The sequence below is a fragment of the Aquimarina macrocephali genome (genome assembly GCF_051627225.1).
GTDB lineage: Bacteria > Bacteroidota > Bacteroidia > Flavobacteriales > Flavobacteriaceae > Aquimarina > Aquimarina macrocephali.
This window is the reverse complement of the sequence record NZ_CP151795.1, coordinates 2,549,616-2,560,209: the sequence shown is the minus strand read 5'-3', so window position 1 is coordinate 2,560,209 and position 10,594 is coordinate 2,549,616. Positions and strand designations below refer to the sequence as shown.

The 10,594-nt window shown below is 38.1% G+C and carries 1 protein-coding gene; it reads right to left on the bottom strand.

Annotation, left to right across the window (positions count from 1 at the left end):
• Positions 1–18: 18 nt before the first annotated feature.
• Positions 19–10,590, bottom strand: a complete 10,572-nt coding sequence (locus AAFU52_RS11265) for an SDR family NAD(P)-dependent oxidoreductase (RefSeq protein WP_438426449.1) — start codon at positions 10,588–10,590, stop codon at positions 19–21.
• Positions 10,591–10,594 lie beyond the last annotated feature (4 nt).

Genomic DNA, 10,594 nt, shown 5'->3' with positions numbered 1-10,594 from the left:
TTCTTAAGAATTCAGTCTTTAAACTAATTCCACAGCTTCTTCATCAGAAAGCTCTTTATTTAATACACTTTGAATAAGATTCTGATAATAAGCATCATTAAAGGTTGATGTATCATTAGTATTTCTTTTCAACAAATCATTTGTTGCCATATGCGTAGGTCTATTGCTATTTTTCATAACACGAAAAGCAATTCCCTTAACTTCCACACAAACATTCCCTTCTTGATCACACAGATCAAGGTCAACTTTAATGAGTTTATCCCCAGGTTTACTGTCTTTTGCATAGCGTGCCCAGACAAACATTTCTGGGACACAAGCAGAGATTATTCGCAAAGATCCTAGTGCAAAAGGAAGTAATGGTTCTTCTGGGATTTGATTCAGATTCTGAAATAAGCCAATAGTAGCCTGCAGAGCACTATCCATTAAACTAGGATGTAATAGATAATTATTCTGTTTAGTTTTAACTACTTCCGGAAGAGTTAAATCGGCCAATACTTGCCCCTCTCCTTTATAAATCGCTTTTATTCCCTGATGTGCCGCCCCATAATGAAGTTCCATTTGAGCAAAAGCATTATAAATATCACTTTGCATTAATTTACCAGCAGTCATCTGACGTCTAAGCTGATCAATATCAATTCTCTCTGGAATTGTTCGACTGCTAAAAGTTGCTTTTCCCTGGAAGTGTATGATGTCTTCTTCTCCATTGTGACTATATAATTCGTAATGTATTTGTTCACTCATTACAGAATTTGAATCGTCCAAAAACAAGTTTATATTAATTTGTTTCTTTTGGTCTACGATAGCAAAAGGTTGAATCCAAATAGTATTATTCAACTCCAAAATAGCAGATTCTACAGATGTGGGCATGGATTTTTCAATAGCAGCACGGGCCATTTCCAGATACGCAACTCCTGGAAGAACTTTCTGGTTAAAAACCTGATGATCTTTTAAGAAAAATTCTTCACCACTAAATGTAGTACTATAACTCTGCTTACTAAAGTCTGAAGTGTTTAAGTGTAATAATGGATGTAAAACGGATGTTGTCGTTCCATTTGCATGAATATCCTTTTCTTCTACGCCATCAATCCAATATCGTTCTTTGACAAATGGATACAATGGCAAGTTGATACGATTAGGTTTATGGTCTCCGTAGAGTTTATCCCAATCCAACTCCAATCCCTTAACCCATAAATCCAATAATTTTGATAATTGCTTCTGACGTATATATGTATCTATAATGGTTTCTTTCATCTCATCATCATTGCTAATGATTCGTAAACCTTCTTTATTGCGTTTCACTTGCCCCGAATAGACACCGTTTATAGCATCCTCTCCATTACAATAAGCCCGAAGCTTTTCTGCCAATTGATCTATATTGCTCACCATAACACCAAGACGCTCCTCCATAGCTTCCCTACCTACTTGTAAAGTATAGCTCATCTCAATCAGATCCAGAGAACCTTTCTTCTCTTCAATAAATTCCAGTAAATCAGAAGCCTTTTGTTTTAATTGCTCCTCAGATCTGGCTGATAAAGGAACTATAAGATCCGACTGTTGTGTAATGACCTGAACAGGTCGTTTAACCACTTCCCAATTCTGGGGAACATACTCGCCCATTACCAAATGAGCATTAGTGCCACTAAATCCAAAAGAACTGATCGCAGCCTGACGTTGTTGTGATTCCCTAACCTGCCACTCCTTTAACTCTGTATTCACATAAAAAGGACTATCCTCCAGATTGATATGCTCATTTAACTGTTCAAAATTTATAGTGGGTGGTAACTGTTTGTATTTCATCGCCTGTAGTACCTTAATAAACCCTGCCACTCCTGAAGCAGTTAAACAATGACCGATGTTACTCTTTACAGATCCCAGAGCACAATATTCTTTTTCCTCTGTGTATTTTTTAAACGACCTGCGTAATCCTTCTACCTCAATAGGATCTCCAAGTTTGGTAGCTGTACCATGAGTCTCTATCAACTGAATGTTATTCGGGTCTATATCAAATTGATCGTAAACCTGTTGTTCTAATTGTATTTGTGATTCTGTATTAGGAGCTGTAATGCCATTGGTTTTTCCATCCTGATTAATACCCCACCCCTGGATAACCCCTAGAATAGTATCCTTATCTTTTTCTGCATCTTCCAATCTTTTTAGCATGACCACTCCAACTCCTTCTCCCGGTACAAAACCATTAGCACGCTGATCAAAAGTATGGCATTTACCATCTGGAGAGAGCATGCCCGATTGAGCAGCTTTAATATGCATATCTGGACCTGCCATAACATTGATTCCACCTGCCAGAGCAGAATCAATACTACCCGACACCAAACCATCACAGGCATTGGCAATAGCTACCAATGAAGATGAACAGGCTGTATCGATAGAGATACAAGGGCCTTGTAAATTCAAAAAGTAAGAAATACGTGCTGGCAGAATAGAAGTAGAACCACCAGTAAATCCTTGTGCACTTAACTGTTCTTCTCTTGATAACATTTGGTAGTCTCCATAAGCACATCCAACATATACTCCACATTTACTACCCGAAAGCACGTGTGGATTGTATCCTGCATGTTCTATCGTATGCCAACAAGCCTCTAAAAACAATCGCTGCTGCGGATCCATACTCTCTGCCTCAATAGGAGAGATGTTAAAAAATAAGGGATCAAAAAGATCATATCCTTCCAAAGCGCCCATCCATTTGCTATAGGTCTTACCTGCAACAGCCTCACCTTTTTGATAATACTTATCAATATCCCAACGCTTTTTAGGAATCTCACTAATACAATTCTTTCCCTGAGCAATATTCTCCCAAAATACTTCTACATCACCTGCTTCCGGAAACTGACCAGCCATACCTACAACTGCAATAGACTGTGATCGAGAAGAAGGTTTTGTAGATTGATTAACTCTTCCCTGTGAACCTTTACGCCATGAGGTAAGTTGTCTACCTGTAACTGTTTTTGGAATAGCACTTTGAAAAACCTTTTCTGAGATATCAGTAGAAACAGTAGAGTCTGTTATAAGTACTCCCTGTTGTTTCATTTCATCCTTAATATGATCACTAAGAGCCAGAAGAGTCGAATAACTATACACAACGGTAGCTTGTAATGAAAGATCATACCGCTCATTGATTGTACGTATAAAGGTTACTCCTACAATAGAGTCCAACCCCAAATCTACAAACTGGCTATGTTCATCAATCTCATCCTCCAACAGATGTAACTCCTTTGCCAGTAGTTTTTTGAGCTCTGTAATAATATCGGGTAACATATCAGGAGTATTTACTTGCATCTCTTTTGACATGTTTTCAATTGCTGATGCTACAGGTTGGCTTACAGCTGTTCCCTGTTGTTCTGATATTTCCTTAATATGACTACCTAATGCTGCCAGTGTAGCATAACTATACACAATGGTAGCTTGTAATGAAAGATCATACCGCTCATTGATTGTACGTATAAAGGTTACTCCTACAATAGAGTCTAATCCCAAATCTACAAACTGGCTATGTTCATCAATCTCATCCTCCAACAGGTGTAACTCCTTTGCCAGTAGCTTTTTGAGCTCTGTGATAATATCAGGTAATGTATCGGTACGTGAAACAGTAGCCTTAACTCCTTTGGAAATAGGTTTTTCTATGGAGTTAATCACTGCCTTTGAATCAGTATTCTCTTGGTGAAAATTACTCTCAATCTGTTGTAGGGTATCTGATCTTCCCACAAATGTCTTTTCATGCATTGCCAACTCTCGGCTGTAGGTTTCTTCTAGTCTTCCTTTAAGATGCGCTGTCAATTGATCCTTGATCGCAACTAAACTACTGCGAGATTGCCTTGCTATCTGCCGGGCCAATGCAAGTGCAGCTGTATGGATATCCTTTCTGGACAAAACAGGGAAGGACATTCCTTTTTCCTGTAACACCTTACCAGAATATTCAACTCCTCTCAATAAGGTCTCCCGAGAAAGGTCATACCCTATCTTATCCGGAAAAACCAAAGTAGCTCCTGCCCCAGGAGTAAATCCATACCTCATATAAGGACTCACATAACGACTCTCTTCGCTAAACAAAATAAAATCTGAAAACATGCCCATAGACCAACCTGCTCCAATACCATGACCCTGCATCCCAGAGATCACCGGAATCTTACAGCCTAGAGCCAATTCAAAAATCTTGGTGTCTGTAAACTTTGCCTTCCCTTCCTGGATCGCCAATAGACTATCCTTAGTGCCTCCTGATGCAAAATAACTATCATAACCCGTCAATACCACAACCTTATACAAGGGATGCTCTGCAATATGCTTAAAGACCTCTATCATTCCTGCTATAAAAGCATCCGAAAACATGTTCTTTGCTACTCGGTCTTCCATCTTAACCTCTACAATACCTTCTGGATGAACCTTGGCTTTTATAACTTTTGTATCGAGTACAATATCTGTTGGAGTATCTGGCAACTCTGCTGAAATCGGTTCTTTACGCTCTAACCAAATCGGTAACTCTTCTATCGTTTTCTTCAGTAATGAAGCTCGATCCTTTTTCCAAGCCCGTACAGCTTCTATAGATAAACCTCTCCAGTACGATGCCTGGTGTAAAGCTTCTGAAAAAACAGCATCCGATACAATTACTGAACCTACCTGATCTTGTAACTCAAGACCTGTATAGCTCTTACCTGCCAGTAGTAATTCTTTACTCACATAACCACTTAATCGTTGACCGAATAACATAGCCGATCGTCTTGCCAGCTCAGGAACTTCTATAAGACCTGATACCGAGTACTCACCTTGTGTATTATAAATACAAACATCACAGGACACACTAATTAGCCAGCCGATATCTTTAGCGTTTGATCCTATTGCAGCAACTATGGGAATTGGAGAGTACAGAATTAAATCCTGAAGCTCTAAAACAACATCCTGCGAACCAGTTAAATCAGATACCGAAACAAAATCAGCAGCATCACTGCTTAGAATGATCGCTTTATAATAATTGTATTTGTCTAGTTGAGAAAAAATATTCCTCAATCCTGAAATAATATCTTTTAGTGGGTAGCTCTTCCCTTTTGTATGTATTGTAATCGTTAATACATGGTCTGCATCGGTTGTCAACTTCAAATACTTCGAACCTGAAGTAATTTGTGGTATTGTGGTTGTCGTATTTTCTGCCTGTATTGTGGGTACTACAACCAGTTGTTCTGTCATCCTAAGTAGCTCACGTCCCAAATGTTGCTTTAATAGCTGTAGAGCATCTCTTGATTTATCACAAAGATCTAATGCAAAACTCTCTGTAAAAGAACCAACCTGATCCAATGGAAGGATAGCGCAACTAAAACCCTGTTGTTGTAAGGTCTTTCCTGTTGATACCTTAGGTGAATACAAAAAGTTCCTTGCAATTGCTTCTCCAAATCGCTCTCTAAAGAGTAACTCTTCTGCTAAATCAAGCAAAAATCCTTCCTTATAACTCGCATAAGAATAGTTACTTTCTTCACTGCAAATCATAAAATCACACAACGTGCCTAATAAAAATCCAGCTCCAATAGCCGTCCCCTTCATCTCGGCAATTAATGGAAAAGGAAAAGAAACTATAGCCCCGTAAAGACCTGTTCTAACTGATTCATTATAAGCTTCCCGATCACCTTGTAAAAAAACATCATCACTACCTCGAAGCAAGACTACTTTTAGAGAAGGCACTTCTTTTACATATTCTAAAGTGGTCAATAACTCTGTGATCAACTCTGAAGAAAGCGTATTATCATTAGGTGTGGATATATCTATAACATACAAGCCTCTGCCATGATCAAACAACTTTACTAATGGTTCTAGCGAAGATGTATTTGGTTTTTCTAAAACGTTTTCCCCTGTACCTGAAAGACTAACTTGTACTTTGGAAGTGGTAATCCCTGAGGTTTCTTCTATCTTCAGAATCTGTGGAGCTAGTAATGATACATTAGACGGTTTAGCTATACTTTCCTGATTAATTTTTTGAATCTCTAAATCATTGATTGCAGTTCTTTTATTGATTTGAAGTGGAAAGAAAATCTCTTTGGGTATATTCTGAATCTCCTCTGGTTTTAATAATGGTTTTATTACTTCCTCTTGACTGGAAGAATCTTCTATAAAACCAGTAATCACTTCCTGATAACTAACCCCATATAGCTGTACACATACCTTGCCTTCTTTATCACATAAATCGATATCTAAGGCATCTGCTCTACCTGAACTATAACGAATCCAAACAGACATCTCCCCGGTACAACTACTCATGATTCGTAAAGAATCTATACCTGTAACCTCTAAAGCAGTCTCTGGGAATAACATAAGACCTGCTTGTAATACTTCTTCAAGAATAACAGGATGTAAAACATAAACTTCTTCTTCTGAATGTAAATCTTCTGATAAAATCAGCTCTGCCAATAACTGCTTATCTCCTTGAAAAATAGAAGTGATACTCTGGTAAGAAGAAGACAATACACTTCTCTCCATCTTAGCTTTAAGAGCATTGATATCTAATGTTGTTAAAGGAAGCTCATCATGTAATATAGCTTCACCCTGGCAATATATTTTTTCCTCTTCTTTACTAGTACTATATACTTCAAAACAAACACCTTCTTCTGTTTGCTCAAATAAGGTGATATGCACTTCCATAGCATCATTAAAAACTATAGGGCCTGACCAAACCGTATTGGTAAACTCCAATAGATAGGACCCTTTCTCTTCTGGTAATGCTTCTGCAATTGCAGCACGAGCCATTTCTAAATAAATAACTATTGGAAGAACCTTATCTTTTTTAGATAATCTTGAGATAAAAAACTCTTCTCCACTAAAAGTCGAACTATATTTCTGAGCCATAAGATCAGAAGTGTTTCTATGTACTAAAGGGTGTAATACTGAGATAGCTTTATTCTTTACTACCGATGGTGTATCACTAACTGGGATCCAATAACGTTCCCTGGCAAAAGGATACGTCGGAAGACTCATCAATCCCGGAACAACATCTCCATACAACAGCTGCCAATCCACAGCATAACCTTTTACCCATACATCAAGTAGTTTAGCTATATTTTTATTGGATATCCATTCTTGAACCGCTGTATCAGTAGCTAATTCATAAAAATCTTCTCCTCTTTTAACTTCTCCCTGATACATTCCTTCTACTCCTCTTGTATCATCAAGATAGGATTCTAGATTTTCTTTCAACTCAACTACCGAACTCACCACAAAGCCCAAACGCTTATCCATTGGCTCACGACCTACTTGTAAGGTGTAAGACATTGAACTCAAGTCAATATCAGTACTCTCCATACCAAGATAACTCAACAAGTCAACCGCCTTTTGTCGTAACTGATCTGTAGTACGTGCTGATAAAACAATACCAAAATCGGTAGCTATACCATCCTCTATAACAGATCCTAATGGAGCTATATATTCCTCTATAATGATATGTGCATTCGAGCCTCCTGCTCCAAAAGAGGAGATACCTGCTATACGAGGATAAACCTTTCCTTTAATTACAGGAGCATCCCAATCCCTTAACTCCTGATTCACAATAAAAGGAGTCGTAGCAAAATCAATATGAGGGTTTAAACGCTTAGAATGTAGTGATGGAACTATTTGACCATGCTCCATCTGTAATAATATTTTTGTCAAACCTGCAATACCTGCCGCTGATTCACAATGACCGATATTGGACTTGGCAGAACCCAGTAAACAATATCCTTTATCATTCTGGGTATCCTTTTCAAATGCCTTAGATAATGCGGCTATCTCAATAGGATCGCCCAACTTAGTACCTGTACCGTGAGCTTCTATATAACTAATATGACCAGGATCCGTATTGGATACTTTAAGGGCCTGAGTAATAGCACTAGCCTGAGCCTTAGGGTTGGGAACACTATAACCATTAGTCTTTCCGCCATGGTTAAGCGAACTCCCCTTGATCACTCCATAAATATGATTCCCGTCTCGTTTTGCCTCTGATAACCTTTTTAAAACTACAACTCCAACTCCTTCGCCAGGAATATAACCATCGCCTCCTTCTCCAAAACTTTGACAATGACCTGCACTCGATATAAACTGACCCGAACTAAGCATCTGGTATTTATTCGGGTGAATACTTACATTAACTCCTCCGGCTATACCTAAATCGGTACGACCTTCTTTTAAATCCTGACAAGCCAAATGAATCGAGGTCAAGGAAGAAGAACACATCGTGTCTAAAGTCATACTAGGACCATGAGCGTTTAAAAAATAAGAAACTCGGTTGGCAATACTGGCATAGCTCCCAGAAATACTCATAGGATTGCCTCTCATGCTTTCTTCTACTCCATATAATTGGTACTCGCCATACATCACACCTACATAAACACCTACTTGGCCTGCCATATCTTCTTCACGAGGTATCTGTAAGCTGGAACGTGTATATCCTGCATCTTCGATTGCCATCCAGCTATGCTGTAAAAACAAACGCTCCTGAGGATCGATTGATGCTGCCTCTCTGGGAGAGATATTAAAAAACCTCGGGTCAAATTCATCAACCCCTTCTATAAAACCACCCCATTTACTGTAATGATAACCGCTTTTACTACGATCCTCACTATAATACTCTCGCCAGTCCCAACGATCTTTAGGAATCTCGGTGATACAATCCTTACCCTTCTTTAGGTTATCCCAGTACGCTGCTACATCAACCGAAGCCGGGTAACGACCACTTAATCCTACAATAGCAATAGGATCATCTGGTTTTGAATGAGATTTATCTTTTGAAATAACAATATTACGTTTACGATTTAATCGCCTTTTACTACTATTTTTGGTTTGATCATCTGGTTGCTCTTTTATTATTTTTTTCTGACTATCTTTTTCGGAATCAAAGAGTTGAGATAACCTATTAATATGAAACTTTATAAAATATTCAGAAAGCTCATTAATGGTTTGATATTCGAAAAACAGAGTCTTGGGCAGAGAAGGAAAGGTTTTTTCTAATTGATCTGTAAGACTCATCGCTAATATGGAATCAATACCATATTTCTCTAATGGTGCCTGCGGATCTATTTTATGGGAAGCCAGCTTTAATACTATAGCAAACTGTTTACACAAATAATCTTTGGTTTTTTCTATGAAGCTTTCTTCGATAACTCTTGAAATAACTTGTTGTTTCGTATTAGGTGATATTGCTATCGGTTTCTCTTTTTCTTTTTCATCTTCAAGAAGTGCCTGACACATTTGCTTCATATCGCCTTCCATAACTAAAGTTTGGCTATACCTCAACTCCAGACAACGATACAATGTATCCATTCCAACAACTGTATTCATAGGGTTCATCCCATAGGTTTCACATAAAACCTCTTGGTTTTTCTGATCTATTTGCATACCACCATCTTTCCACAATGGCCAGTTGATAGACAAAGTGTGTCCCTGTCGTTGATCATCCAAAACCATTTGATTACGATACACAGCAAACTGATCCATAAAACCATTAGCCACTGCATAATCTGATTGGCCTACATTACCTATTTGAGATACTACAGAGGAAAACAACACCAAAAAGTCCAGGTCGATATCCTTACTGGCCTGATCCAGATTGAAGGTACCTGTAACTTTGGGAGTTAGTACGCTGCTGAATTCATCACTTGTTTTTTTAAGAATGAAATTATCCGATGTCATACCAGCACAATGCAGGATACCATTAAGTTGTGTATGCTCTTTGGATATCGTAGCTATGAGTTGGTTTACCTGATCTGAACTACTTAAATCCAATTGCCGGTATTCAATCTTATTGTTAAGTACCGATAATCCATCCAGGATTGCTCTCTTTTCTTTTGTTAATACAGAACGGCCTGTTAAAATAATTCTGGAATGAGTTGTTTGCTTAAGGATCTCTTTGGTGAATAAAATACCCAAACCACCCATACCTCCGGTAATAAGATATACTCCATGATCTTTGAAAGGTATTTTTGGGCTTACATCACTTGCCTGTATTTCTTTCCTTTTCAAAACATACCGGATATCCTGCTCATATTTAACATCCTGATCCTGGAATCTCTTCTCATTTTCCTGAAGCTGTAAGAAAAGTGCTCCTGCATTTACCTCAGGATCTGTCAGAATGATTTGACCCGTTAGTATAGGATTCTCAAGGGTTGCTGTTTTTAATAATCCCGAAAGCCCGGTGAAAATAATCTGTTCTTTATCATTACCGATGACTATTTGAATCTGTATTTTTCCCTGAGGTTTGTTAGAGAGTATATTGCGGATATAATCAAAACAGGATAAAGCATGACTCTCATATCGATCAGCAATACTCTGCTGCTGGTCAGATTGTAAGCTTAAAACATTACACTCTGGAAGTAATTCTTTAATTTCCTTACCTTCCACATCAGACATTTCACACAAAATGATATGCTGCTGGGTATATTCTATCTGATCTTCAGAAATTATATCTAATGAAATAGGTTCCCATACCGAATTTGCCAACAAAACACCTGTAGCCTTAGCTTTATCTTGTTTTTGTAGCTTAATAGTTTTGATCTTATCCAGTGCTTCTTTCTTGGTAAGCTTTCCTCTGGAGATATCTCTATATATTTTTATTAATTCTTGTTTCATGTGT

Coding starts and splice junctions, on each gene's coding strand:
- AAFU52_RS11265 (WP_438426449.1), bottom strand. CDS start 10,590: ATGAAACAAGAATTAATAAAAATATATAGAGATATCTCCAGAGGAAAG.